27 protein-coding genes are annotated in these 22,840 nt (G+C 65.2%); 12 read left to right on the top strand and 15 right to left on the bottom strand.

Features of this window, described 5'->3' with window-relative positions; genetic code table 11:
- Nucleotides 1-205: 205 nt before the first annotated feature.
- The gene (locus ACSQ23_RS23655) at nucleotides 206-2,050 is read right to left on the bottom strand and encodes an ABC transporter transmembrane domain-containing protein (protein WP_244488481.1); all 1,845 of its coding nucleotides are present in this window, start codon (nucleotides 2,048-2,050) and stop codon (nucleotides 206-208) included.
- Nucleotides 2,051-2,220: 170 nt separating this feature from the next.
- On the opposite strand from ACSQ23_RS23655, the gene rpmE reads away from it, so the two are divergent.
- Nucleotides 2,221-2,442 carry a 50S ribosomal protein L31 gene (gene rpmE / locus ACSQ23_RS23650; RefSeq protein ID WP_055046196.1) on the top strand — a complete coding sequence of 74 codons (222 nt, stop codon included), beginning with the start codon at nucleotides 2,221-2,223 and terminating at the stop codon, nucleotides 2,440-2,442.
- Nucleotides 2,443-2,745: 303 nt separating this feature from the next.
- On the opposite strand, the gene ACSQ23_RS23645 is transcribed toward rpmE, so the two are convergent.
- From ACSQ23_RS23645 to ACSQ23_RS23635, 3 genes are all read right to left on the bottom strand, one after another.
- The gene (locus tag ACSQ23_RS23645) at nucleotides 2,746-3,159 is read right to left on the bottom strand and encodes a GFA family protein (RefSeq protein WP_055883081.1); all 414 of its coding nucleotides are present in this window, start codon (nucleotides 3,157-3,159) and stop codon (nucleotides 2,746-2,748) included.
- Nucleotides 3,160-3,202: 43 nt separating this feature from the next.
- Entirely contained in the window at nucleotides 3,203-3,727 is a 525-nt protein-coding gene (gene rcdA / locus ACSQ23_RS23640) for a protease adaptor protein RcdA (RefSeq protein ID WP_082528312.1), read from the bottom strand.
- 297 nt (nucleotides 3,728-4,024) lie between these two features.
- Entirely contained in the window at nucleotides 4,025-4,210 is a 186-nt protein-coding gene (locus ACSQ23_RS23635) for a DUF1192 domain-containing protein (protein WP_055883079.1), read from the bottom strand.
- Between the two features lie 229 nt (nucleotides 4,211-4,439).
- Here ACSQ23_RS23635 and ACSQ23_RS23630 point away from each other — a divergent pair, with 229 nt between their 5' ends.
- The 5 genes from ACSQ23_RS23630 (at nucleotide 4,440) to ACSQ23_RS23610 (ending at nucleotide 9,523) form a co-directional block, all read left to right on the top strand.
- Nucleotides 4,440-5,465: an NAD(P)H-quinone oxidoreductase gene (locus tag ACSQ23_RS23630; protein ID WP_436092098.1), complete on the top strand. Its 1,026-nt coding sequence runs from the start codon at nucleotides 4,440-4,442 to the stop codon at nucleotides 5,463-5,465.
- Between the two features lie 96 nt (nucleotides 5,466-5,561).
- On the top strand, nucleotides 5,562-6,284 hold the full coding sequence (locus tag ACSQ23_RS23625; protein WP_055999584.1) for a DUF1013 domain-containing protein: 723 nt from the start codon (nucleotides 5,562-5,564) through the stop codon (nucleotides 6,282-6,284).
- A gap of 23 nt (nucleotides 6,285-6,307) precedes the next feature.
- Nucleotides 6,308-8,197, top strand: coding sequence for a monovalent cation:proton antiporter-2 (CPA2) family protein (locus ACSQ23_RS23620; RefSeq protein WP_436092097.1), 1,890 nt, complete (start codon nucleotides 6,308-6,310; stop codon nucleotides 8,195-8,197).
- Between the two features lie 37 nt (nucleotides 8,198-8,234).
- Nucleotides 8,235-9,005 (top strand): sulfite exporter TauE/SafE family protein, encoded by a 771-nt coding sequence (locus ACSQ23_RS23615; protein ID WP_436092096.1) that lies wholly within the window; start codon nucleotides 8,235-8,237, stop codon nucleotides 9,003-9,005.
- Nucleotides 9,006-9,136: 131 nt separating this feature from the next.
- Nucleotides 9,137-9,523 carry a VOC family protein gene (locus tag ACSQ23_RS23610; protein ID WP_055883071.1) on the top strand — a complete coding sequence of 129 codons (387 nt, stop codon included), beginning with the start codon at nucleotides 9,137-9,139 and terminating at the stop codon, nucleotides 9,521-9,523.
- Between the two features lie 265 nt (nucleotides 9,524-9,788).
- Here ACSQ23_RS23610 and ACSQ23_RS23605 read toward each other — a convergent pair whose 3' ends face one another.
- Nucleotides 9,789-9,959 carry a YdcH family protein gene (locus ACSQ23_RS23605; RefSeq protein WP_069909386.1) on the bottom strand — a complete coding sequence of 57 codons (171 nt, stop codon included), beginning with the start codon at nucleotides 9,957-9,959 and terminating at the stop codon, nucleotides 9,789-9,791.
- Between the two features lie 178 nt (nucleotides 9,960-10,137).
- Between ACSQ23_RS23605 and ACSQ23_RS23600 the strand changes: the two genes are divergently transcribed.
- On the top strand, nucleotides 10,138-10,353 hold the full coding sequence (locus ACSQ23_RS23600; protein ID WP_055883069.1) for a YdcH family protein: 216 nt from the start codon (nucleotides 10,138-10,140) through the stop codon (nucleotides 10,351-10,353).
- Nucleotides 10,354-10,526: 173 nt separating this feature from the next.
- Nucleotides 10,527-11,243: a TetR/AcrR family transcriptional regulator gene (locus ACSQ23_RS23595; RefSeq protein WP_082528311.1), complete on the top strand. Its 717-nt coding sequence runs from the start codon at nucleotides 10,527-10,529 to the stop codon at nucleotides 11,241-11,243.
- Nucleotides 11,244-11,288: 45 nt separating this feature from the next.
- Here the strand turns inward: ACSQ23_RS23595 and ACSQ23_RS23590 are convergent, their stop codons facing one another.
- Nucleotides 11,289-11,537, bottom strand: a complete 249-nt coding sequence (locus tag ACSQ23_RS23590; protein WP_436092095.1) for a hypothetical protein — start codon at nucleotides 11,535-11,537, stop codon at nucleotides 11,289-11,291.
- Nucleotides 11,538-11,592: 55 nt separating this feature from the next.
- On the opposite strand from ACSQ23_RS23590, the gene purE reads away from it, so the two are divergent.
- From purE to ACSQ23_RS23570, 4 genes are all read left to right on the top strand, one after another.
- Nucleotides 11,593-12,057: a 5-(carboxyamino)imidazole ribonucleotide mutase gene (purE, locus tag ACSQ23_RS23585; RefSeq protein WP_055883325.1), complete on the top strand. Its 465-nt coding sequence runs from the start codon at nucleotides 11,593-11,595 to the stop codon at nucleotides 12,055-12,057.
- Nucleotides 12,050-13,138, top strand: coding sequence for a 5-(carboxyamino)imidazole ribonucleotide synthase (locus tag ACSQ23_RS23580; RefSeq protein WP_436092094.1), 1,089 nt, complete (start codon nucleotides 12,050-12,052; stop codon nucleotides 13,136-13,138). The genes purE and ACSQ23_RS23580 overlap by 8 nt, the downstream gene beginning before the upstream one ends.
- Before the next feature lie 142 nt (nucleotides 13,139-13,280).
- Nucleotides 13,281-13,523, top strand: coding sequence for a 30S ribosomal protein S21 (rpsU, locus tag ACSQ23_RS23575; protein WP_055046207.1), 243 nt, complete (start codon nucleotides 13,281-13,283; stop codon nucleotides 13,521-13,523).
- Between the two features lie 292 nt (nucleotides 13,524-13,815).
- Complete coding sequence (locus tag ACSQ23_RS23570) at nucleotides 13,816-14,280, top strand: DUF992 domain-containing protein (protein ID WP_055999566.1); 465 nt, start codon at nucleotides 13,816-13,818, stop codon at nucleotides 14,278-14,280.
- 79 nt (nucleotides 14,281-14,359) lie between these two features.
- Here ACSQ23_RS23570 and ACSQ23_RS23565 read toward each other — a convergent pair whose 3' ends face one another.
- The 9 genes from ACSQ23_RS23565 to ACSQ23_RS23525 all read right to left on the bottom strand — a co-directional run bounded on the left by ACSQ23_RS23565 (nucleotide 14,360) and on the right by ACSQ23_RS23525 (nucleotide 22,834).
- The gene (locus ACSQ23_RS23565) at nucleotides 14,360-15,178 is read right to left on the bottom strand and encodes an alpha/beta hydrolase (RefSeq protein WP_436092093.1); all 819 of its coding nucleotides are present in this window, start codon (nucleotides 15,176-15,178) and stop codon (nucleotides 14,360-14,362) included.
- 48 nt (nucleotides 15,179-15,226) lie between these two features.
- The gene (locus tag ACSQ23_RS23560; protein WP_055883059.1) at nucleotides 15,227-15,886 is read right to left on the bottom strand and encodes a DsbA family oxidoreductase; all 660 of its coding nucleotides are present in this window, start codon (nucleotides 15,884-15,886) and stop codon (nucleotides 15,227-15,229) included.
- Nucleotides 15,887-16,138: 252 nt separating this feature from the next.
- On the bottom strand, nucleotides 16,139-16,543 hold the full coding sequence (locus tag ACSQ23_RS23555; protein ID WP_055883057.1) for a hypothetical protein: 405 nt from the start codon (nucleotides 16,541-16,543) through the stop codon (nucleotides 16,139-16,141).
- A gap of 138 nt (nucleotides 16,544-16,681) precedes the next feature.
- On the bottom strand, nucleotides 16,682-17,320 hold the full coding sequence (locus ACSQ23_RS23550) for a LysE family translocator (RefSeq protein WP_055883055.1): 639 nt from the start codon (nucleotides 17,318-17,320) through the stop codon (nucleotides 16,682-16,684).
- A 3-nt stretch (nucleotides 17,321-17,323) separates the two neighbouring features.
- Nucleotides 17,324-18,940: a hypothetical protein gene (locus ACSQ23_RS23545; protein ID WP_055883046.1), complete on the bottom strand. Its 1,617-nt coding sequence runs from the start codon at nucleotides 18,938-18,940 to the stop codon at nucleotides 17,324-17,326.
- Between the two features lie 110 nt (nucleotides 18,941-19,050).
- Nucleotides 19,051-20,457 carry an NAD(P)(+) transhydrogenase (Re/Si-specific) subunit beta gene (locus ACSQ23_RS23540; RefSeq protein WP_407065070.1) on the bottom strand — a complete coding sequence of 469 codons (1,407 nt, stop codon included), beginning with the start codon at nucleotides 20,455-20,457 and terminating at the stop codon, nucleotides 19,051-19,053.
- On the bottom strand, nucleotides 20,454-20,999 hold the full coding sequence (locus tag ACSQ23_RS23535; RefSeq protein ID WP_055883045.1) for a hypothetical protein: 546 nt from the start codon (nucleotides 20,997-20,999) through the stop codon (nucleotides 20,454-20,456). The genes ACSQ23_RS23540 and ACSQ23_RS23535 overlap by 4 nt, the downstream gene beginning before the upstream one ends.
- A complete protein-coding gene (locus ACSQ23_RS23530) occupies nucleotides 20,999-21,388 on the bottom strand; it encodes an NAD(P) transhydrogenase subunit alpha (RefSeq protein WP_055883043.1) in 390 nt (129 codons plus the stop codon). Before ACSQ23_RS23530 ends, ACSQ23_RS23535 begins: the two co-directional genes overlap by 1 nt.
- The gene (locus ACSQ23_RS23525) at nucleotides 21,389-22,834 is read right to left on the bottom strand and encodes a Re/Si-specific NAD(P)(+) transhydrogenase subunit alpha (RefSeq protein WP_055883041.1); all 1,446 of its coding nucleotides are present in this window, start codon (nucleotides 22,832-22,834) and stop codon (nucleotides 21,389-21,391) included.
- Nucleotides 22,835-22,840: the final 6 nt, after the last annotated feature.

Here is a 22,840-nt window from a genome sequence, read left to right as displayed (position 1 = left end):
AGCGTCGATTGACAGCACCGGCCGCTTCGAGCATAAGCGCCGCCTTAGCTTTGGGCGAGGTCCGAAGCGTTGCGCAACAGGGACTCCCCCCATGCCTGCCTATCGATATACCAAGGGCAGGCTGGGCATGAGTGAGCCCAAGGCGCTGTAAACGCCCCGCTTGAGCTGTGGGAGTGCAAATTCTCCCCCTGCCCACCAAATCTGGTTATTCCGCCACTTCGCGCTGCAGCTCGGCGCGGAACTGCAGCTTGGCCAGTTCGGCGTACTTGCCGCCCTTGCGCACCAGCTGGTCGTGCGTGCCCTGATCGATCAGGCGGCCCTTTTCCAGCACCAGGATGCGGTCGGCGTCGCGGATGGTGGCGAGGCGGTGGGCGATCACCAGCGTCGTGCGGCCAGTCATCAGACGCTCCAGCGCCAGCTGCACCAGCCGCTCGCTCTCGGCATCGAGCGCTGACGTCGCCTCGTCCAGCAACAGGATCGGCGCGTCCTTGAGCAAGGCCCGCGCGATCGCCAGCCGCTGCTTCTGGCCGCCCGACAGCATCACCCCGCGCTCACCCACGATCGAATCGTAGCCATTGCTGAGCTCGGCGACATAGTCGTGCACCAGTGCCGCCTTGGCGGCCGCCTCGATCTCGGCGAACGTCGCTTCCGGCCGGCCGAAGCGGATATTGTCGGCGATGGTGCCGGCAAAGATCGTCGGCTCCTGCTCGACATAGGCAAAGCGGCGGCGGAGCTGCTCGGGTTCGACGTCACGCACATCGATGCCGTCAACCAGGATACGCCCGGCGGTGACATCGTAGAAGCGCTGCACCAGTGCGAACAGCGTCGACTTGCCGGCCCCCGAGGCGCCGACCAGCGCCACCGTCTCGCCATGCGCGATCGCAAAGCTCATGCCGGAGATCACCGCTTCGCTGTCGCGGGTCTCGTAGGCGAAGTCGACATCGTCGAAAGCGACAGTGCCCAGCGGCGGCACCGGCAGGGCCTGCGGGTTTGCCGGCGGCTTGATTGCCGGCTCGGTGTCGAGGATCTCGACCAGCCGTTCGGTGGCGCCCGAAACCGTGTGCAACAGGCCCATGATCTCGGAGAGGTTGGTCAGCGCATTGCTGGCCATCAGCGCGTAGATCATGAACTGGGCCAGCTCGCCGACAGTGACGACGCCGGTGAACACCGCGTTGGCGCCCCACCAGACCAATACCACCAGCGCCGAAGTGGAAAGGAACAGCAGCCCGCCGAGCAGCGCGGCGCGCGCCCCCACGCGGCTGACTTCCGCCTCGAACGATTCCTCGGCGCGCGAGCCGTAGAGCCGCGACTGCTCGGGCTCCTGCACAAAGCTCTTGATGGTCTTGCTGGCGCCCAGCGCCTCGGTCGCCATCGCCGACATGTCGGCCAGCGCATCCTGGGTGCGGCGCGACATCCGCCGCAACCGCCGGGCATAGAGCATCACCGGGATCAGGATCGCCGGCCCGACGATGACGATGGTGAGCGCCAGGTAAGGGCTGGTGAGGAACATCAGCGTCACCGCGCCGATCAGCGTCACCGCGCCGCGCAGCATGATCGAAAGGCTGGTGCCGATGGCGCCGCGGATCGTCGCCACGTCGCCGTTGAGCCGCGAGGTGAGCTCGCCCACCCGGTGCAGGTCGAAGAACGCCGAATCGAGGGTCAACAGGTGATCGAACACCTTGCGGCGCAGGTCCGTGAGCACGCGCTCGCCGAGCACCGAAATGAAGTAGAAGCGCCCGGCGCTTGCCAGCGCCATCACCAGCGCCACGCCGATGGCGATCATGCCATACTGGCCGACCATCGACAGGTTCTGCTCGACGAAGCCCTTGTCGATGATCTTGCCGGCCAGCGCCGGGATCACCAGCGACGACAGGGTCGAGACCAGCAGGAAACCGATGGTGAAGGTCAGGCGCCACGGATAGCGCAGCACGAACGGCATCAGCCGGCGGATCGGCTTGATGTCCCGCTGGCCGGTCTTCAGGGCCTCGCCCTTGCTGCCGAGCCTGCCGGTCGGGGCCGCTCCGGTGGTGCTGCGCGTGGTGCTTTTCAAAGTGCCCTCGATATAGGCAGGCAGCGCTCGCGCCGCAACCGAATTGCCAGCCCCGCGACAACACGCGGCTTCCCCTTGCGCTAGTGCGGGATTTTCTCTATGAACCCGGCCAATCCGTATTAATCGTTTCGTCCGGGCGCCGTGGCGCCCGTTTGATTTGAGGCAGCGCCATGAAGAACGACATCCATCCCGACTACCACATGATCACCGTGGCGATGACCAACGGCACGACCTACCAGACCCGTTCGACCTACGGCAAGGAAGGCGACACGCTGCAGCTCGACATCGACCCGACCACGCACCCGGCCTGGACTGGCGTGCAGGGCAACCTGATGGACCGCGGTGGCCGCGTCACCCGCTTCAAGGACAAGTTCAAGGGCCTCGGCTTCTAAGCCTGACGGCACCGACGACTACAAAAGCCCGGCCATTGCGCCGGGCTTTTTTGTTGCTTGGAGTAATATCAACGGCTTGGGCGGACGCCCCACCGGCGCAACTCACTACCAGGCAGTGCCTCAGACTCGATGTCATCCCTGCGAAAGCAGGGACCCAACTTGCAGCCCGCGCATCCGGATGGATGGGTCCCTGCTTTCGCAGGGATGACAGCCGGTGGGTGGGCGCCACCGTAGCGTGGCGCCTTCGCGCAGATGACGCCGGTGGGGCATCACCGGACCGGTGCGATCGCCGCCAATTTGCCCTCAAACCCGGTTCGTCTCATACGCCGTGATCGACGGATCGATCTCAGCCCAATCGACGCGTGAGCGCGTCCAGGCCTGGCGGTTGGGTTTGACGACGCTGGGATCATCGAGGCTGCCGGCCTTGATGAACACCACCTCAGGGTGGAGCGGCGGCAAAGTGTAGAGCGGCGAGCCGCAATCGCCGCAGAAGCAGCGCGCCACCGGCCGGCCGCTGTCACCCTGTTTGACGAAGCTCCTGGGCATCCCCTTGCTGACGCTGAAGCCAGCGGCAGCGACCCGCACGCTGACGCCGAAGGCACTGCCCGAGACCCGGCGGCAATCCTCGCAGTGGCAATAGCCAGCGGCGCCGACCTCACCCTGGTAGGTGTAACGAACGGCGCCGCAGAGGCACCCACCCGTCAATGTCTCGGTCATTATCCCACCTCGGTCAGATCGACCGATGGTAAGGGCTGGCGCCCTATTCCTTCAACCGGCCAAACGCTGCCTTGAGCCGCGCCAGCTGGTCGGCAATGCCGCCTTCGGCGCTCGGGGCATATTCCGGCACGCCGCCGCGCTCGAGCTTGTCGAACTGCTGCACCCGGTCGAACAGCCGGTCGCCCTTGGCGATGAACTCCAGGAGCCGCTGCGGCAGCTCGCCATAGCCCGGGCCGCCGCGATCGCTCGGGGTGGCGGAGAAGCGGACCTTCTCCTTTTCGGTGCGGGCGTTCTCGGCGGTGAGTTCGCCTTCGTTCACGGCGCGCTGCAGCAGCAGCCATGAGGCGAGCTGCATCAGCCTGGTGGTAAGGCGCATGCTCTCGGAAGCGTAGAGGAACGAGGCTTCGCGCGGCAGGCCGCGGCTCTCGGCGCGGCCATCGCCATCGAGATAGGAGGCGACCTCCTCGATCAGCACCATGCCCTCGCGATAGAGCATGTCGAACCCACCCGACGCGACGATGCGCGGCCCGATGGCCACCGGCTTCTGCTTCTGCCTGCTGTCGTCCACGCGTTGCTGCCCGGGTAACGGAAAATTGCGACCGGCCCCTGCTGCCGGATACCCCGTTGTGCGCCCGCCTCCCTTGCCGTTGGCTTAACGCGCCAATGGGAACCGGACAAAAGAAAAGAGCCGTCGAAACGGCTCTCGAAAGTTAACAGGGAGGCGTCAAACAGAGGGAGAAACCACTCTGCAAAATCCAGAGAACTGGATAGGATTTAAGTTAACGGCGATGTGTTAATTTGAGGTTAACGAGACTCGCTTTCTTAACCTTGCCATTCCGTCACCAGCGCGGTGCCCGGCGGCGCCTCACAGTTTGAACAGCGATTCCGCCTCTGAGCGGGTCTTGTTGCGCGCCGCGATCGCCTGCTCCAGGCGAGCGATCTCGGCCTTCAACAGACCGATCCGCTCCTCGAGCTCCTCGACCGACATCGTGTCGATCAGCATGCCGACCTCGTGTCCCCTCGGTTTTTTGACTGCGTCGTCGTCGAACATGATCTTCTCCCGGCTTGGGTTTTCCGAATTTTAGCCCTCCTGCCGGAGCGTGCAACCCTGACTCCCCCAGGGCGTCAACTCGACGTCCCCAGGGTGTCGCCTCTGACGTCCCCGGAGCGTCGACTGCGACGTCCCCCCGGGGCGTCACCTCCGACGTCCCCCGGACGATTAGCCGATTGCCAGCGTGCGCCGCATGGTCCTAGCTATGCTCATGCCGATCCCCGCCGAAATGACCGCGATCTCCATCACCCAGTTCGGTGGCCCCGAGGTACTGCAGCCGGTGCGCTTGCCGGTGCCGCAACCGGGCCCCGGCGAAGTGCTAATCCGTGTTGCGGCCGCTGGTCTCAATGCGCCCGATCTCGGCCAGCGCCGCGGCACCTACAACCCACCGCCCGATGCCTCACCCCTGCCCGGCCTCGAAGTCGGCGGTGAGATCGCGGCCATCGGCCGGGGCGTGCGCGGCTGGTCGCTCGGCGACCAGGTGGTGGCGCTGACCCATGGCGGCGGCTATGCCGAATATGTCGCGGTCCCATCCGGGCAGGTGCTGCCGGTTCCCACCGGCTGGTCGATGCTCGCTGGCGCCGCCCTGCCCGAGACCTTTTTCACCATCGAGCAGACGCTGGTGATGCGGGCAGGTGTCACCGCCGGCATGCAGGTGCTGATCCACGGCGCCGCCGGTGGTATTGGTGGGGCCGCCATCCAGATCGCCCGGCTGCACGGCGCTCACCCGATCGCCATCGTTTCGGACTCTGAGAAGGCGGCCTATGCCCGCGCGCTCGGCGCTATCGAAACCATCGACCGCTCGAACGAGGATTTCGTCGCCCGGACGCTGTCGATCACCGGCGGCAAAGGCGCCGACCGCATCGTCGATATCGTCGGCGGCGATGCGCTGGAAAAGAACATCCGCGCGGCGGCCCGCTTCGGCCATATCGTCATCGTCTCGACGCTGGCGGGGCCGAAATCCGAGATCAATGCCAGCCTGATCCTGATGAAGCAGCTGACGCTCTCGGGCTCGACCCTGAGACCACAGAGCCGCGAGGTGAAGGCGGCGATCGCCCGGAGCCTCGCAAAATCGGCCTGGCCGGCGCTGGCCGATGGCCGCATGGTCCGCCCGCGGATCCGGGCCTTGCCGCTCGCCGAGGCGGCGCGTGGTCATGTCGAACTCGAGCGACCCGGCAATTACGGCAAGCTGATCCTCGTCACGCCATGGGGCGAGACTGCTGATGATAGCGACAATCCGATTGAATCGGCCTGAACCCGCGGGTATATAGGCGCATTATTCCCCCTCAGGATGAACCACGAGGCGGGGCGGACCGGAAGAACCCGGCCGCGCCTCAAGGAGAGATTTATCATGGCCACGCCCCTACTGATGCCCAAGGCAACCGCCGTCTGGCTGGTCGACAACACCGCGCTCTCGTTCGAGCAGATCGCCGCCTTTTGCGGGTTGCACCCGCTTGAAGTGCAGGGCGTCGCCGACGGCGACGTGGCCAGCGGCATCATGGGCGTCAACCCGTTGCAGAACGGCCAGTTGACCCGCGAGGAGATCGAGAAGGCCGAGGCCGACCCGAGCTACCGCATGAAGATCTCGGACCCCAAGGTCCGCGTCGCCGCGCCCAAGCGCAAAGGTCCGCGCTACACGCCGATCTCGCGCCGCAACGAGCGTCCGAACGCCATCAAGTGGCTGCTGCGCAACCACCCCGAGATGAAGGACGCGCAGATCATGCGCCTCGTCGGCACCACCAAGTCGACCATCGACGCGGTGCGTGAGGGCACCCACTGGAACAATGCCAACATCACCCCGATGGACCCGGTGACGCTCGGTCTTGCCAGCCAGATCGACCTCGATCTGGAAGTGAGCCGTGCCTCGAAGGGCGCTGCCCCGGGCGATATCGCCGAACAGGGCACCATGCTGCTGACCGCAGAGGAAGCGCTGGCTGGCGCCCATGGCCGTGCCGGCATGGACCACGCCGAGGACGACGAGCATACCGAACGCCGCCCCGAGCGCGAGGAAGAGCTGGACGCCGACTCGGTGTTCGCCAAGCTGAAGTCGCTGAAGGGCGATTCCGAAGAGTAAGAGCCAAGGCGCGGGCAGCAGAGATGGAAATAAACCTGCTGCTCGCGATTTTCGTTCTCCTCGCCGCAACGGTATTGCTCGTCCCGCTGTTCAAGTGGGCCGGGCTCGGCACCATCCTCGGCTACCTCGCCGCCGGTGTGCTGATCGGCCCCTATGGGCTGGCGCTGGTCTCCGACACCGACCTCATTCACCAGATCGCCGAATTCGGCATCGTCATGATGTTGTTCCTGATCGGCCTCGAGGTCGATGGCAGCGAACTCTGGCGCATGCGCAACAAGGTGTTCGGCCTCGGCCTGACCCAGATGGCGGCGACCACCGTCGTCGTCGCGATCCTGGCCCGGCTGATCGGCTTCGTCTGGGCCGATGCCGTGGTGGTGGGCCTGGCGCTGGCGATGAGTTCCACCGCCATCGCCATGCAGTCGGTCGACCAGCGCAACATCACCAAGACCGACACCGGCCGCGCCTCGCTGGCGATCCTCCTGGTGCAGGACGTGGCGGTAATCCCCATCCTCGCCATCATCCCCCTGCTCACCGCCATGGGCGGCTCGCCCATCGAGGCGATCGGCGAGAATGTGATCGAAGCGGTCGACAACCCGATCGACTGGTGGATTGCCCTGGTGGTGGTCGGCGCCTTTGCCGCGGCGCTGCTCGGCTCGCGCTTCGTCATCCGGCCGCTGATGAGCTGGCTGGCGCGCACCCGCGTGCCCGAGGCGTTCACCGCCTTCGCGCTGGCGCTGGTGATCGGCGCCGCGCTGGTCACCGAAAGCTTCGGGCTGTCGCCGGCGCTGGGCGCGTTCTTCGGCGGCGTGCTCTTGGCCGACAGCGAGTACCGGCACGAGCTCGAGAGCAACCTGCAGCCGTTCAAGGGCCTGCTGCTCGGGCTGTTCTTCATCACCGTGGGCATGTCGATCGCCTTCAGCGTGGTGATCGAGAACCCGCTGCTGGTGCTGGCGCTGGTGGCGGCGCTGATCAGCCTCAAGATGCTGGTGCTGTTCGTCCTCGCCACCTTCTTCAAGATGCACGTCGCCGAGCGGGTGCTGCTGGCGGTGCTGCTCAGCCAGGCTGGCGAGTTCGCCTTCGTCATCCTGCAGTTCGCCCGTACCGCCGGGAACCTCTCGGGGCCCGAGGTGGAACTGCTGACCGTGGTGGTGGCGCTCTCGATGGCGACGACGCCGTTCCTGATCTTCCTCTACGACCGGCTCTGGGCGCCGCGCCTCAACCGCAATGGCGGGGACGAAACCGAGCTGCCGCCAGGTCCCGACGTGCCCAACCCGCATGACCGGGTGATCGTCCTCGGCTATGGCCGCTTCGGCCAGATCGTCACGCGGCTGCTGCGCGCCCAGGGCTTCGAAATGACGCTGATCGACGACGATCCGGCGCAGATCGAGCTGGTCAAGCGCTTCGGCGTCAAGGTGTTCTATGGCGATGGCGGGCGCCTCGAGATTCTGCGCGCCGCAGGCGCCGACAAGGCCAGGATGATCGTCATCGCCGTGGCCGGCGGTGAGCGCATCCTCGGCATCGCCGAGCTGATCCGCCGCAACTATCCAGACGTCATCGTCGCCGCCCGTGCCGTCGACCGCTCGCATGCCCACGACCTGATGGCGCTCGGCGTACAGGTGATCGAGCGCGAGACCTTCCGCGCCGCCATCAAGCTGGGCGAGGACGCGCTGCTGGCGCTCGGTCGCGACAAGGCGGAGGCCCACCGGGTGGCCGAGGCGTTCGAGCAGCACGACACCCGCATGCTGCACGAAAGCTACGCCGTGCGGCACGACCAGGCCGCCTATATCGGCTTTGTCCGCCGCTCCACCGAAATGCTCGATGCGGTGATGAAGGCGGATCGAGAACAACACCCGGAACCGGGGCATTCTGCTGAAGGCGATATTGACAACAAGGCGCCGCGGGCCTCCGAGTAGCGCCTGTCTGTCTTCCCACCGGTCGCCCCCTTTCCCCATGCCCGATCTCTATTTCTGGACCGTCGCAGTCCTCGCGGTCTTCATTGTCGCCCTGAGCAAATCCGGGCTGGTAGGGAGTCTCGGGCTGGTCGGGGTGCCACTCCTCAGCCTGGTGATGCCGGCGCGCGACGCCGCGGGGATGATGCTGCCCCTGCTGCTGGTCATGGACGCCATTGCCGTCTGGACCTACCGCAAGGATGCCGACTGGCGCATCCTCAAGATCATGCTGCCGGGCGCCTTCGTGGGGACCGTTGTCGGCTGGGTGCTGTGGAGCTTTGTCTCCGACGCCATGGTGCTGCTGTTCGTCGGTATCCTGACGCTGCTGTTCATCCTCGATGCGCTGCTGCCGCTGCGCAAGAAGCTCGAGGGGCTGCCGCCGTCGCGGACCTGGGGCACCTTCTGGGGCGGCGCGGCCGGTTTCACCAGCTTCATCAGCCACACCGGTGGGCCGCCCTTCCAGATCTATGTGCTGCCGCAGAAGCTGACGCCGGTGATCTTTTCAGGCACCACTGCCTTCTTCTTCGCCATCGTCAACACCGCCAAGCTCGTGCCGTACTTCTTCCTCGGCCAGCTCAACGTCGCCAATCTGGAACGGGCCGCGGTACTCGCCCCACTCGCCATTGCCGGGGTGATCATCGGCGTCTGGCTGGTGCGGCGAATTTCAGTGAAGCGGTTTTACCAGCTTACGTATTGGTTGGTGTTCCTGCTGTCGCTGAAGCTGATCTATGATGGCGCCGTCGGGGTGTTCTTCACCAGCGCCGCTGCCTAAAGCATCCCACCATTTCGGTGAGATGCTCTCAGTCTTTGACTTGGTCGCGTTTTCGAATCGGAAGGGCCTGTGATCCCCGCCTTCGCGAGACGGGCTTTTCCTGACCTCCAGGGTGCAACAAGAGCAAGAACATGAGCATCGACTATCGCCTCGACCATATCGCGCTGCTGGTTCGCGACCTCGACGAGACGGCGAAATTCCTCACCGAGGTGCTGCAGATCCGCGAAGTGCCCGACCCGATGGGCGGCACCCATATCCGCTGGTTCGAGTTCGGCAACAGCCAGCGCTTCCATATCCAGGCGGGCGACATCAGCCGCACCCATGTGGAAAAGCGCACGCACTTCGCGCTCTCCGCTCCAGATTTCGAGGCAGTGCTCAAGCATCTGCGGGCGCTGGGCACGCCGTTCTCCGACATGCAGGGCAACCCGGGCGCAGTGAACACCCGCCCCGACGGCATGCGCGCTGTGTTCGTAGAGGACCCCAACGGCTACTGGTTCGAGATCAACGATTTCAGGTGAGCGTCCACCCCGGAGCGCCGGTGGTTGTGGACCCCCACCCCTGCCCCCTCCCCGCAAGGGGGAGGGAGACCCTCACACTGATATCGGGGCTGTCGTCTCCCTCCCCCTTGCGGGGAGGGATCAAGGGTGGGGGTCCACAGCCACCGGCGGCAGCGTAGCGCAGCGCAGCTGGGTGGGGTGGCCCCGCGCTCCAAACGCCGCCCATGAAAAAAGGCCGCGGCGCTTGCCGTGGCCCTCACAACTGCATGGGATTCTGTTTGTTTCCTCAGGCCTCGCTGAGCATTCGCGTCAGCTCGTCCTTGATCTCCAGTTTCTTCCGCTTCAGTGCCGCGACGTACAAGTCATCGTGGCTGGGGTGGCTCATTTCATCCTCGATCTTCCGGTCCAATTCCCGGTGACGCCGCTCGAGCGATTCGACGTGGCCTTCAGTCGTCATGACAACTCCTCTCCAGCTTTTCGACGCAGTGATCGTCACAAAAATTTCACGCGCTGTCGATGTGCAAGACTGCAACACATCGCCGCTGGTGCAAAATCAGGTGCAAATCTCCGACCGATCGGCTAACCCTTTTCGCACGGGCATTTCGCCTCGCTGAGGGACCTCGTCAACCGCTGCGATGCTGCCGCTCACCAAGGAACAAGAAGCCGCGCTGGGTCTGGAACTGGCTGCAAAACGCCAGGAACATGCCGACCTCGACGCCGCCATTCACACCCTCTCATCGTCCGGCTACTCCGACCAGATGCTGATTCAGCGCATGAAGAAGCGCAAGCTCACCCTGAAGGATCGGATCGTGCAGCTCGAGAACATCCTGCTGCCCGACATCATCGCCTGACGGCAGGGCGCCTCCGGAAGCCAAGCAGCCGCTTCCCGTCTGAGCGCCGGCATCAAAGACCTGCCTGCGTCGGCGCGCCGCGCTCCACATTCATCACGCAGCGTGCTACACAGCTGACCGACCGCTGGTCGGTCCATGATATTGACGCGTGCGACTGTCCTTGGGAGGGCGGAATGCCGTTTCCTCGAATTGTGAAGAGCGCCCCGGCGCGGCGCGACGAAATCCTTGATGCGGCGCAGCGATTGTTCGCCCGCAATGGCTATGACTCGACCTCGGTCAGTCAGATCATCGCCGACGTCGGCGTGTCGAAGGGGGCATTTTACCACCATTTCGAATCGAAAGAGGACCTGGTCGAGGCCCTCGCCTGCCGCTATGCGCGCCAGACCGCAGCGCTGACCGAAGCCGAACTCTCCGACCCAACGCTCGATGCGTTCTCCAAGCTCGCCGGTTTCCTCGGCACCATGCGCCGCCACAAGACCGAGACCGCGGCGGAACTGCGCGCCACCTTCGAGCCGATGTTCCGGGCCGAGAACCTGCAGCTGTTCGAGCGCACCCAGCGCGCTGTCACCGAAGTGGTGCGGCCGATCCTGACGCGCATCATTGTCGAAGGCGTTGCCGAGCAGACCTTCGATACGCCGGATCCGGAAAGCGCCGCCGAGACCATCATGCACCTGATGACCTCGAACCGGGAGTTGATCGTCGAGCTCTACCAGACCCGCGACCGGCTGCATTTCGAGCGGCTGTCGCAGCGCCTGCTCGACAAGATGGAATATCTGGGCACCGTCATCGACCGCATCCTCGGGCTGCCGGAGGGCTCGATCGAACTGGCCGATCGCACCGCCCTCGATGCGCTGGCCTGCGCCCTGGACCGGCCGCCGACCGCTGCCTGACCAAAAGGACGAGCGCTAGCCGCTTGCGCTCGGCGGGGCTCTTCCCTAAGGGTGAAAACCACGGAGCGTAGTCAGCAAAAGTTGCAGACTTTTGCGATTCGACTGCGCGACAAACGTCGCGAGCGCAGTCAGCAAAAGTTGCAGACTTTTGCGATTCGACTGCGCGACAAACGTCGCGAGCGCAGTCAGCAAAAGTTGCAGACTTTTGCGGTTCGACTGCGCGACAAACGTCGCGAGCGCAGTCAGCAAAAGTTGCAGACTTTTGCGGTTCGACTGCGCGACAAAACTAGGCATGAGCCGCGCCTTCCGGGGGACCTAAGTGCCGACCTCGCCACCCGTCGCCATCATCATGGGCAGCCAGTCCGACTGGCCGAACCTGCGCCATGCCGCAGAGACCCTCGACGCGCTGAAGATCGACTACGAAGCGCGCATCATCTCGGCGCATCGCACGCCCGACCGGATGTATGAATTCGCCAGGGGCGCCAAAGCCGAGGGCTTTCAGGTGATCATCGCCTCTGCCGGCGGCGCCGCGCATCTGCCCGGCATGGTGGCCGCGCTGACCCCCCTGCCCGTGCTGGGCGTGCCGGCACAGACCGCGGCGCTCGGCGGTGAGGATAGCCTGCTCTCCATCGTCCAGATGCCGCCCGGCATTCCGGTGGGGACCCTCGCCATCGGCCGCGCCGGCGCCATCAACGCCGCCCTGCTGGCCGCCGCTATCCTCGCGCTCTCTGATCCTGAAATCGCCTCGGCGCTCGACGATTTCCGCGCCGACCAGACCGCCTCCATCCCCGAGTTTCCATCCGACGATGTCTGACGCCACGCCGCTGCCGCAGGGCAGCACCATCGGTATCCTCGGCGGCGGCCAGCTCGGCCGCATGCTGGCGCTCGCCGCCGCCCGGCTGGGGATGAGGACCCATATCTACTGCCCGGATCCTGAAAGCCCGGCTTTCGACGTGACGCCGCTGAAGACCGTCGCCGCCTATGACGACGAGGCTGCGCTCGCCGCGTTCGCCGCCGGCGTCGACGTGGTCACCTACGAGTTCGAGAACGTCCCGGCGAAAACCGCCGCCTTCCTCGCCAACCTGAAGCCGCTGCGCCCCGGCGCCAATGCGCTGGCCGTGTCGCAGGACCGGCTGGCCGAGAAGGCCTTCCTCACCATCAACCGCATCCCGGTGGCGCCGTTCGCGGCAATCGCCGACCTCGACCGGCTCGAGGCCGAGCTCGAAGAGATCGGCACCCCGGCGGTGCTGAAGACCACCCGGCTCGGCTATGACGGCAAGGGCCAGCGCATCGTCCACAATATGGAAGACGCCGCCCTCGCCTGGGAGTTGCTGTCGCCCAGGCCGCTGGTGCTGGAAGGCTTCATCGCCTTCGAAAAGGAAATCTCGGTAGTGGTGGCGCGCAACGCGCTCGGCGAAGTCGCGGCGTTCGACCCCGCCGAAAATGTCCATCGCGACCATATCCTCAAGACCAGCACGGTGCCCGCCGACATCAGTTCAAAGACTGCGAAGAAGGCGGTCGAGATCGCGCAACAAATCGCCATCGCGCTCGACTATGTCGGCGTGCTCGGGGTCGAGTTCTTCGTGCTGCCGGGCGGCAAGCTCCTGGTCAACGAGATCGCGCCGCGGGTCCACAATTCCGGGCACTGGACCGAGGCCGTGGCCATCACCGACCAATTCGAGCAGCATATCCGCGCCGTGGTCAACTGGCCGCTGGGCGACCCGGGCCGCATGGCCGACGTGGTGATGGAGAACCTGATCGGCGACGAAATCACCGCGATTCCCGAACGGCTTGGCCCCAACATCCAGCCGCATGCCTATGGCAAAGCCGAGTCGCGCCGCGGCCGGAAAATGGGTCACATCAACCGAGTTGCGTTGAAAAAGCGCGCAAAATGAGCGATTTCGGACGCTTGCCGGTGTGGACAAGCCGTTTCGATTGGCCTATATAGCCGCCCACGAATGACCGGTTCAGCCGGTCGGCGCTCCTTTGGGGCGTGTACCTCAAACAGTTCTGACTGATTACGAAGGGCGGTTGCGCTTGCAAGTAGTTGTTCGCGATAACAATGTTGACCAGGCGCTGCGCGCACTGAAGAAGAAGCTCCAGCGCGAAGGCGTCTTCCGCGAGATGAAGCTTCGCAACTACTACGAGAAGCCGTCCGAGAAGAAGGCTCGCCAGAAGGCGGAGGCCGTGCGCCGCGCTCGCAAACTGGCTCGCAAGCGCGCCCAGCGTGAAGGCGGCCTGCCCGCCCCTGCCGCGGCAGCGCGTCCGGCACGCCCGTAAGAGGCGTTCAGATTTGGTTCAGGAACGCCGCCTCACAAGGGCGGCGTTTTTGTTACGTACCGCCAGAACTTGCTCATATTTGTGCAGTTTGTGCGCAACCGGATGAGGCCTTGTGCCGTTGGCGGCAACGGATAGACTCCCGATCCACTCTGGGTCGAACTAGAGCGAGTTCAGGAAAGGTTGCAGACCTTTCCGGTTAGATCTCGCGACTACTAGGACTTGGAGCAGGAGTGCGCTTCAACGAAACGCAATCCTGCTCTGATAAAACGCGTCAAACATTGAGGACTCCAACATGAAGAAGTTCATCGCCGCGGCTGCAGCTGCCGTCATGCTCATGACCGCCGGCGCCGCCCAGGCCGCCACCCAGGTCAAGGTCGGCGTACTCAGCTGCACCGTCGATCCCGGTATCGGTTTCATCATCGGCTCGTCCAAGGATATGACCTGCCGCTTCAAGCGCGACGGCTACAAGACCGAGCGCTACCAGGGCAACATCAAGAAGCTCGGCATCGACATCGGCGTCACCGGCCGCACCGAGATCGTCTGGCTGGTGTTCTCGGCCTCCAATACCAAGTACGGCAAGGGCTCGCTGGCCGGCACCTATGTCGGCGGTTCGGCTGAAGCCACGCTCGGCGTCGGCCTCGGCGGCAACTGGCTGATCGGCGGTTCGCGCAAGGGCTTCGCCCTGCAGCCGTGGTCGATCCAGGGCCAGACCGGCCTCAACTACTCGGTCGCCTTCGCGGGCCTGACCCTGTACTGAGCCGGCGCACAGCGCTAAAATTGAAACGCCGGTCCCTTGGGGCCGGCGTTTTCATTTTGGGCCGGTGCGGGCCGCGCATCTAGCGCACCCCAGCCTCAGCCCGCTGAAAGAACCCCTTCGCCCGCTCCCACAGTCCTCGCGCCCACATGTCGCTATGTCCTGCCCCGGGTTCGATCCAGAGCTCATCCTGGTTCGGCGCCAGGGCGTAGACCCGCTCGCCATGGCTGACGCCAATGGTGCGATCTGCCGTGCCGTGCGCCACATAGACCGGCTCGATGACATCCTTGATCCATTGGTCCACCGGGAACTGGTCTGCCATCAGCAGCCCGACCGGCAGGAACCAGTAACGGTCGGCGGCCACCGAGACAGCCGAGTCGAACGGCGTCTCCAGCAGCAGCGCGTCGGCCTCCCGGAGGCTCGCCACATAGGTGGCGGGCCCCGAGCCGAGCGAACGGCCCCAGAGGACAATCGGAAAACCTTTGTCGGCCGCCCAGTCATAGGCCGCGAGGCCATCGGCGAGGATGTTCGCCTCGCTCACCTCGCCGGGCGAGCCGGGAAAGCCGCGATAGTCGAAGGCGAGAAAGCCATAGCCGTCGGCGACGAAGGCCGCGAAGCGCTCGTGCTCGCGTGAGAAGCTCTGGGCATTGCCGCGGAAATAGACGATCAGCGGCTTGCCGGCAGCCGGCGGCTGGTACCAACCGGTGAGGGACGAGCCGTCGGCGCTCGGGATGCTCACCAGCTCCGCCGCGGTGAGCTTGGTCTCGCTCAGCGCCAGCAGCCGCCCGCCACGGTCGTATTGAAAGTCGCGCTGAAAGAAATACATGGCGCCCAGCACCATGGCATAGGCCAGCACCGCGACGATGCCGGCCCCGATGGCGATCCGTCCCAGCCGCTGCATCTCATGCCCTCCGTTGCCGAAAGGGCATGCCATGGCGGCGGAGCGATGTCAGCCCTGCGCGGCCTTCATCTTCTCGGGATCGAGCGCGAACGCGAAGGCCCGCTCGAACACTTCGGCCGGCTGGCAGCCGGAAACCGCGAACTTGTTGTCGAACACGAAGAATGGCACGCCCTGGATGCCCTGCTGCGCCGCGGCGACCGCCAGTTCGTGGGTAATCGCCAGCTCGCGCGGGTCGCGTACCGCGTCGAGCGCCTCGGCGTGGGTGAAGCCGTGCTGCGCGGCGATGCCGGCCAGCACTTCGTCGTCATTGATCAGCTGGTGATCCATGAAGTAGCCCCAGGCGATGGCATTGGCCAGCGCGTGCTGGGTGCCCTTGGCCTTGGCGAGGCGCACTAGCGTGTGGCCCTTACGGGTCGGGAACGAGCGCGGCTGCTGGCTGAGATCGAGGTCGATCCCGGACGTCTTCGCCTCGCCCTCGACGCGCGCCCACATCTCCTTGGGGTCACGGCCATACTTCTCGCGCAGCATGTCGGCGACCACCACGCCTTCCTCGGGCGTGTTGGGATCGAGATAGAACGGATGGTTCTCCACCTCGACCACCACGTCATCCGGCAATGCGGCGATCGCCTGGTCGAGCCGTGCCGAGCCAACGAGGCACCACGGGCAGACAGTATCGGTAAACAGGTCGATCTTGACAGTGCGCGGCACGGCGGTCCTCATTGGCTGAACCGGCCACACATGGCTGCTGAACCCCGGCGGCGCAAGAACGCACACCGAGGTAACCTGCATCCGCCAAACTGCCTATCGAACTCCCTACCCGCGGTGTCATCCCCGCGAAAGCGGGGATCTCCGTTTGCGATGGTGGCGCGGCCAAGAAAACCGAGGTTCCCGCTTTCGCGGGAATGACCCGGTGAGTACGTCCAGGGCCAGAGTTCGGGTGCGGCCCAATCGCAAAATGCTCTAGTTGAACGCCATCACCGCGCTGATGACGATGCCGGCCATGGCGAGCCGGGTGATCCAGCCCATCACCTGCGGGCTGATGGTGCCCGGTTTGGCGACGATGCCGATGATCATGGCGATCAGCACCACCACCACCAGCCCCATCTTGATGAAGAACCAGACGCTCTGCCCCTCGAAGCCGCCATAGCGGACATAGACCATGGCGATGCCGGTTAGCAGCAGCAGGCCGAAGGCGATGCGGGCGTTGATGCTGAGGCGTTTGCCGATGCCGCCGAGCAGCGGTCGGGCATCGGGCGGGGCCGCGCCGATGCGGCTGCCGATCAGCGGCGCCGCGATGGTGGTGGTAATGGCCAGCCCGAAGGCCGCCAGATGAATGATGAGAAGGATATTGAACGTGAGATCCATAACTGCCGTGCCCTTTGCTGGAAGGCAGTCTGGATACGACCTCAAGTGAAGTTGAGGTCAATAGGTGCTTTGAGGAAAGGTTGCAGACTTTCCGGTTCGAAGGCGCGACCGAATCGAGAAACTGGAGCGCTCCGCCGGTCATTGAAGCGGTGAAACGCTCCAGGTCCGATGCGTGGTGACGGCGAGCCAGATGGCGATGAGCACCAGCGTCACGCCGAAGACGATACCGGCCCGACTGCGGATCCGGTCCGACGACAGTACCGGCTGCAGCGTGCTGGCGAGCAGGACGATCCCCAGGTGAATGATCGTCGCTACTGCGACATACACTAGGGTCAGGCTGAGCAGTTGTGGGATGGCCGGCGCCGTGCCGGAGACGAAGTTCGGCAGCACCGCGATGTAGAACACCGCAGCCTTGGGATTGAGCAGGTTCGAAGCGAGGCCGCGGCCGAAATAACCCGCCAGGTTCTTCTGCACATCCTCGGGCTCGAGCGGCTTCTGCGTGTCGCGATAGCTGTCCCAGCCGAGCCAGACCAGATAGGCTACGCCACCCCAGCGCAGCGCCTCGTAGAGCCAGCGCGTCTCGCTGATCAGCGCGCCGAACCCGAGCCCGGCCACCAGCCCGAGCACCAGCAGGCCGAGCGCCACGCCAGCGGCAGCGGCGAACCCGGCGATGCGGCCCCGATCGAGGCTGAGCACCGCGAGGTACCCCATGTTCGGCCCGGGCGTGAGTTCGATGGCGAACGACGTCAGAATGAACGGCAGCAGGGTTTCCAGCATCGGCTAGCTGCGGCTCATCCCGACCGCGTCGCGCAGGTGCTGGATCTGCGGTGCCGCCGCTTCTGCCCGGACCTTGTGGGCATCGTCGGGACCGGCCGGCCCTCCCTGGCGCGCCGGCTCCGACCTGGTGTCGACCCAGTAGAGGTTGTGGCTGAAGCGACGCTTGCCGCTGTCGAGGATGGTCACGTTGATGTCCTTGATACCCGGACCGAACAACTCGGCAACCGCGCCGGAAATGACGTCGCCGCTGAGGAACCAGCTGGGATTGAACTTGTCGTAGATGTTGGTCCAGCACACGGTGGAAAACACTGCCGCATGGTGTGTTACCATCCGGCCGTTCTCCTCATAGATGAAGCCTTCCGCGTCGCCGCGCGGCTCGGGCGGCGAGATCGGCAGCACCCGCTCGTGCTTCATCCGCAGGAAGTCCTCGAGCCCCTCGGTGACGAGGAACTCGGCATTGGCGAGCGGCGAGCCGAGCGTCACGAAATCGCTGACTTTCCAGCCCGACAGGCCGGCCGGCTTGCCCTCGGGCGGAGGGTCGGCCGGCTTCTGCCGCCGCAGCGCCGAGAACGCTGCCCATTGCAGGGTCTGGTAGGTCTCGACATCGGCAGGCGTCCATTCGGCCACGGGTTTGCTGGCGAAACGCTCCACCGCCTCGATGGCGGCGACCGCGTCGGCATCCGGCGGGTTGTCCTTGGTGGGCCCGACGCTGTGCCAGAGCAGTTGCAGCAGGTCATAGGCGAGGACCGTCCCCAGCGAGTGGGCCACCACCACGATGCGGTCGTAATCGGTATCGTTGTGGAGGGCCTTGAGCAGCGCCAGGCCACGCTCCCGCAGGGCCTGGCGGCTACGCACCGTCTCGGTCTGCGCGCTCAGGTAGCTGGCGGCATCGCCGAACAGCGGCAGCAGGTCGTTGGTGAACAGGTAGAGCACCACGCCCATGATCAGGGCGGCGACGATCACCGGCGTCTGCCAGGAGATGAAGCCGACACCGACGATCAACGCGAGGAGGATGGCACCGCGCGGGATCGATTTTGCCTGCGCCGTGGCGGGAAAGAACTTCGGCACCACCAGCGTCAGCACAGCGACCGCAATGATCGCGAGCCCGAGCAGTGCATCGAGCCGATTGCGGTCCTGGAACGGCGCCAGCCAGTTCGCCTGCAGCAGTTGCGGGATTTCGAGGATGACCCAGAGCGTCATCGCGATGGCGGCGAGGCACAGCAACCAGAAAGCCAGCCACGGCCCGTACATGCGCCTGGGCACCTGCAGCGGGCTGATCCAGAACAGCCGCTCGAGCCAGCGCCAGAGGTTCCGGAGCGGCGTATCGGCCAACAGGTCAGCGTAGTAGAGCTCGAAGAAGTCGGTGCGGCGACCCTTGTCATGCGGCGGCGTGGTGATCCGCTGCATTTCATAGAGCCCGCTCTTGCTGTCGGGGACGATCCAGGTGTTGTCCTTGCTGTAGGGCGGATCCGGCGTCACATCCGGGTTGGACGCCCATAGCGCCGCCACGAAATCACGGATCGTACCCATCGGCCGCTGCTGGCCCTGGCCGTGCACGACGACGATCGCCTGCCGCTTGATCGGCTCGGCTGCAGGCCTCGACGCAGGTTTTCTTGCCATGACGGTCCCCACGGGCAGCCGGGAGATTGATCTTGCAAGTCCTGAAATGAAAAGAGCCGCCCTCGGGGCGACTCTAATTCAGTATCGGCGGCGGCGGAAGTAAGTTGTGCCTAATGCCCCAGCGCCTTGACGATATCTTCGGTGACCTTCTTGGCGTCGCCGAACAGCATCATGGTGTTGTCGCGGAAGAACAGCTCGTTCTGCACGCCCGCATAACCCGCCGCCATGCCGCGCTTGATGAACAGCACCGTGCCGGCATCTTCGACGTTCAGCACCGGCATGCCGTAAATCGGCGAGGTCTTGTCGGTCTTGGCGGCCGGGTTGGTGACATCGTTGGCGCCGATGACGAAGGCGACATCGGTCTGGGCGAACTCGGAGTTGATGTCTTCGAGCTCGAACACCTCGTCATATGGCACGTTCGCTTCGGCGAGCAGTACGTTCATATGGCCCGGCATACGGCCGGCTACCGGGTGGATGGCGTATTTCACCTCGACGCCCTCGGCCTTGAGCAGATCCGCCATTTCGCGCAACGCATGCTGGGCCTGCGCCACCGCCATGCCGTAACCGGGCACGATAATGACCTTGCCGGCGTTCTTCATCATGAAGGCCGCATCTTCGGACGAGCCCTGCTTGACCGGCCGCGTCTCCTCTTCGCCCGCGCCGGCGGCAGCGCTGTCGCCGCCGAAACCGCCCAGGATCACGGAGATGAAGCTGCGGTTCATCGCCTTACACATGATGTAGCTGAGGATGGCGCCGGACGAGCCGACCAGCGCGCCGGTGATGATCAGCGCGGTATTGCCCAGCGTGAAGCCGATGCCCGCCGCTGCCCAGCCCGAGTAGGAGTTGAGCATCGAGACGACCACCGGCATATCGGCGCCGCCGATCGGGATGATCATCAGCCCGCCCAGCACCAGCGCCACAACGGTGATGGCCCAGAACCACAAGGGATCAACGGTGACCGCAAAGGCCCAGATCAGCACCAGCAGCAAGAGGCCGAGCGCGATGTGGATGATGTGGCGGAACGGCAGGATGATCGGCTTGCCGCTCATATTGCCGTTGAGCTTGGCAAAGGCGATGACCGAACCGGTGAAGGTGAAGGCGCCGATGGCGACGCCGAGGCTCATCTCGATCAGCGCCTGCGCGTGGATATGCCCCACCGTGCCGATGCCGAAGGCCTCGGGCGCATAGAGCGCCGCAGCCGCGGCGAACACCGCCGCGAGGCCGACCAGCGAGTGGAACGCGGCGACCAGTTGCGGCATGTCGGTCATCTTGACCTTGCGCGCCAGCACCGCACCGATGCCGCCACCAATGGCGAGGCCGCCGATGATCAGCACCCAGCTCAGCCAGTCGGAAACGCCCGCCACCAAGAGCGTGGTGACGATGGCGATGCCCATGCCGACCATGCCGAAAGTATTGCCCTGCCGCGACGAGGCCGGGCTCGAGAGCCCGCGCAGCGCCAGGATGAACAGCACGCCCGAGACGAGATAGAGAACGGCGGCGAAACTGGCGTCGATCATTCCGTGACGGGCTCCATGCTGCCGGTGGGGAACTCCACGTCGACAAAGGCGGGGTAGACTTCCTTGAGGATCGCCACCTGCTGCGCATCTTCGACGCGCACCAGGTACCAGGTCTCTTCGTCGAACAGGCCAAGCGTCGACGACGTCGCCTTCACTTTGCCGCCCGCTTCGCCCAGATCCATCACCGTCTCGGTCGGGATCAGCGCATAGGGGGTGCCGTCAGCGGTTTCGAAATACTCGGCCGCTTCGAGGTCCATGGCGAAGGAAACGATTTCCACGTCCTTCATCACCTGGTCCATCTGCTGCTGCGTCGCTTCGATCAGCTGCTCGGTGGTGACGTTGAAATTGGCGGCGATCTTGTCGAGCACCTTGGGCGGCACCACGTCCATCACCTGCGACATGTCGCTGGCCTTCATCGCCGCATCGAAGCTCTCGATACGGGCGGCGAGCCCCTCGAGCTGCTCGTCGGTGAACTCGGCGGCAAACACCGGCGTGGCGAGGACGGCGAAAACCGCAATGGCGGCGAAGAGGCGCTTGAACATCAGTGTTTTCCCGTCTTGCCGGCCGGCGCTTCCTTCTTCTTGTACATCGCCAGCATGCGCTGGGTGACAAGGAAGCCACCGAAGATGTTGACGCTGGCGAGCACCAGCGCGAGGAAACCGAAGAGTTTTGATACCCAGTTGCTGTCGGCGGCGAGCGGCACGCCGACGGCGAGCAGCGCACCGACCACGATCACCGATGAGATGGCGTTGGTGACGCTCATCAGCGGCGTGTGCAGCGCCGGGGTGACGCTCCACACCACGTAGTACCCCACCGCGATGGCGAGGACGAAGATCGACAGGCGGAAGACAAACGGGTCGATGGCGCCACCGGTGGCGGCGCTGACCGCCGCAGTGATGGCATCCGCAGTGTGCGCAGCGGTCTGTTCCATTTACTTCTTCCCCTTGGCGGTCGAGGGCTTTGCAGCAGCCGGTTTGGCCGCCTTGGCGGCAGCGGGCTTGGCAGCAGCTTTCGCGGCAGCCGGCTTGGCGGCAGCCTGCTTGGGCGCAGCCGCCGCCTTGGACGCTGCAGCCTTGGCGATGGGCGCGACGACCGGCGCCGCCTTCTTCACCTTGCCGCCGATGGTCTTGGCCACGGCAGCGGCCTTTGCCGGGGCTGCCTCGGCTTTGGGAGCCGCCGCCTTTTTGGGCGCTGCGCCCTTGCTCGGCTCGGCAGCCTTTGCAGCCGCGGGCTTGGCCGCAGCCGGCGCGGCGTCGAACTTGATGTTGGGATGCACGATGGCGCCATCGCGGGTCAGCACGGTGGCCTTCACCAGCTCGTCGTCCCAGTTCACCGCCAGCACCTTCTCCTTCTTGTCGACCAGCGTTTCGAGGAAGGAGACGAGGTTACGCGAGTAGAGTTGGCTGGCCGAAGTGGCGAGCCTGCCAGCGACATTGGTGAAGCCGATGATCGTCGCGCCATTGGCCGTGGTGATGGTCTTTCCCGGCTGGGTCAGCTCGATATTGCCGCCGCGCTCGGCTGCAAGGTCGACCAGCACCGAACCCGGCGCCATCGATTCGACCATGGCTTTGCTCACCAACTTGGGCGCCGGGCGGCCGGGGATCAGCGCCGTGGTGATGACGATATCCTGCTTGGCGATGTGACCCGCGACCAGTTCGGCCTGCGCCGCCTGCTCGTCCTTGGTCAGCTCGCGCGCATAGCCGCCAGTGCCCGAGGCATCCTTCAACGCCTCGGTCATGATGAACTTGGCGCCGAGCGATTCGACCTGCTCGCCGGCAGCGGCGCGCACGTCGGTGGCGGTGACCACTGCGCCCAGGCGCTTCGCCGTAGCGATCGCCTGCAGCCCGGCAACGCCGGCGCCCATGACGAACACCTTGGCCGGGCGCACCGTACCGGCAGCGGTCATCATCATCGGCATGGCGCGATCGAACGCGCCGGCGGCATCGATCACCGCCTGGTAGCCGGCAAGGTTGGCCTGGCTCGAGAGGATATCCATCACCTGGGCGCGGGTGATGCGCGGCATGAACTCCATGGCGACGGTGGTAACGCCGGCCTTCGCCAGCGCGGCGATCTCAGCCTCGTTGCCATAGGGGTCCATCGCGCCGATCACCAGCGCGCCGGCAGCGGCACCAGAGAGGCTGGCGGCGGTCGGACGGCGCACGGTGAGCACGATATCGGCGCCCTTGATGGTCGTCGCGGCGTTGCCGACGCTGGCGCCCGCGGCGGCGTAGTCCTTGTCGGGGAAGCGGGCGAGGTCACCCGCCCCTGCCTCGATGGCAACTTCGGCGCCGAGCCCGATCAGCTTGGTGACCGTCTCGGGCGTCGCCGCGACACGCGTCTCCCCTTCGGCGCGTTCCCGCAACACTGCAATCTTCATGGAAGT

Source organism: Devosia sp. LjRoot16, assembly GCF_964252795.1.
Lineage (GTDB): Bacteria > Pseudomonadota > Alphaproteobacteria > Rhizobiales > Devosiaceae > Devosia_A.
This window is presented reverse-complemented; position numbering and strand designations above follow the sequence as displayed.

What these genes read in the sequence shown, in the direction of transcription:
- rpmE (WP_055046196.1), top strand. Translation starts at nt 2,221, where the DNA reads ATGAAGAACGACATCCATCCCGACTACCACATGATCACCGTGGCGATG.
- ACSQ23_RS23645 (WP_055883081.1), bottom strand. Translation starts at nt 3,159, where the DNA reads ATGACCGAGACATTGACGGGTGGGTGCCTCTGCGGCGCCGTTCGTTAC.
- ACSQ23_RS23635 (WP_055883079.1), bottom strand. Translation starts at nt 4,210, where the DNA reads ATGTTCGACGACGACGCAGTCAAAAAACCGAGGGGACACGAGGTCGGC.
- ACSQ23_RS23630 (WP_436092098.1), top strand. Translation starts at nt 4,440, where the DNA reads ATGACCGCGATCTCCATCACCCAGTTCGGTGGCCCCGAGGTACTGCAG.
- ACSQ23_RS23625 (WP_055999584.1), top strand. Translation starts at nt 5,562, where the DNA reads ATGGCCACGCCCCTACTGATGCCCAAGGCAACCGCCGTCTGGCTGGTC.
- ACSQ23_RS23620 (WP_436092097.1), top strand. Translation starts at nt 6,308, where the DNA reads ATGGAAATAAACCTGCTGCTCGCGATTTTCGTTCTCCTCGCCGCAACG.
- ACSQ23_RS23615 (WP_436092096.1), top strand. Translation starts at nt 8,235, where the DNA reads ATGCCCGATCTCTATTTCTGGACCGTCGCAGTCCTCGCGGTCTTCATT.
- ACSQ23_RS23610 (WP_055883071.1), top strand. Translation starts at nt 9,137, where the DNA reads ATGAGCATCGACTATCGCCTCGACCATATCGCGCTGCTGGTTCGCGAC.
- ACSQ23_RS23605 (WP_069909386.1), bottom strand. Translation starts at nt 9,959, where the DNA reads ATGACGACTGAAGGCCACGTCGAATCGCTCGAGCGGCGTCACCGGGAA.
- ACSQ23_RS23600 (WP_055883069.1), top strand. Translation starts at nt 10,138, where the DNA reads ATGCTGCCGCTCACCAAGGAACAAGAAGCCGCGCTGGGTCTGGAACTG.
- ACSQ23_RS23595 (WP_082528311.1), top strand. Translation starts at nt 10,527, where the DNA reads ATGCCGTTTCCTCGAATTGTGAAGAGCGCCCCGGCGCGGCGCGACGAA.
- ACSQ23_RS23590 (WP_436092095.1), bottom strand. Translation starts at nt 11,537, where the DNA reads ATGCCTAGTTTTGTCGCGCAGTCGAACCGCAAAAGTCTGCAACTTTTG.
- purE (WP_055883325.1), top strand. Translation starts at nt 11,593, where the DNA reads ATGGGCAGCCAGTCCGACTGGCCGAACCTGCGCCATGCCGCAGAGACC.
- ACSQ23_RS23580 (WP_436092094.1), top strand. Translation starts at nt 12,050, where the DNA reads ATGTCTGACGCCACGCCGCTGCCGCAGGGCAGCACCATCGGTATCCTC.
- ACSQ23_RS23570 (WP_055999566.1), top strand. Translation starts at nt 13,816, where the DNA reads ATGAAGAAGTTCATCGCCGCGGCTGCAGCTGCCGTCATGCTCATGACC.
- ACSQ23_RS23565 (WP_436092093.1), bottom strand. Translation starts at nt 15,178, where the DNA reads ATGCAGCGGCTGGGACGGATCGCCATCGGGGCCGGCATCGTCGCGGTG.
- ACSQ23_RS23555 (WP_055883057.1), bottom strand. Translation starts at nt 16,543, where the DNA reads ATGGATCTCACGTTCAATATCCTTCTCATCATTCATCTGGCGGCCTTC.
- ACSQ23_RS23550 (WP_055883055.1), bottom strand. Translation starts at nt 17,320, where the DNA reads ATGCTGGAAACCCTGCTGCCGTTCATTCTGACGTCGTTCGCCATCGAA.
- ACSQ23_RS23545 (WP_055883046.1), bottom strand. Translation starts at nt 18,940, where the DNA reads ATGGCAAGAAAACCTGCGTCGAGGCCTGCAGCCGAGCCGATCAAGCGG.
- ACSQ23_RS23540 (WP_407065070.1), bottom strand. Translation starts at nt 20,457, where the DNA reads ATGATCGACGCCAGTTTCGCCGCCGTTCTCTATCTCGTCTCGGGCGTG.
- ACSQ23_RS23535 (WP_055883045.1), bottom strand. Translation starts at nt 20,999, where the DNA reads ATGTTCAAGCGCCTCTTCGCCGCCATTGCGGTTTTCGCCGTCCTCGCC.
- ACSQ23_RS23530 (WP_055883043.1), bottom strand. Translation starts at nt 21,388, where the DNA reads ATGGAACAGACCGCTGCGCACACTGCGGATGCCATCACTGCGGCGGTC.
- ACSQ23_RS23525 (WP_055883041.1), bottom strand. Translation starts at nt 22,834, where the DNA reads ATGAAGATTGCAGTGTTGCGGGAACGCGCCGAAGGGGAGACGCGTGTC.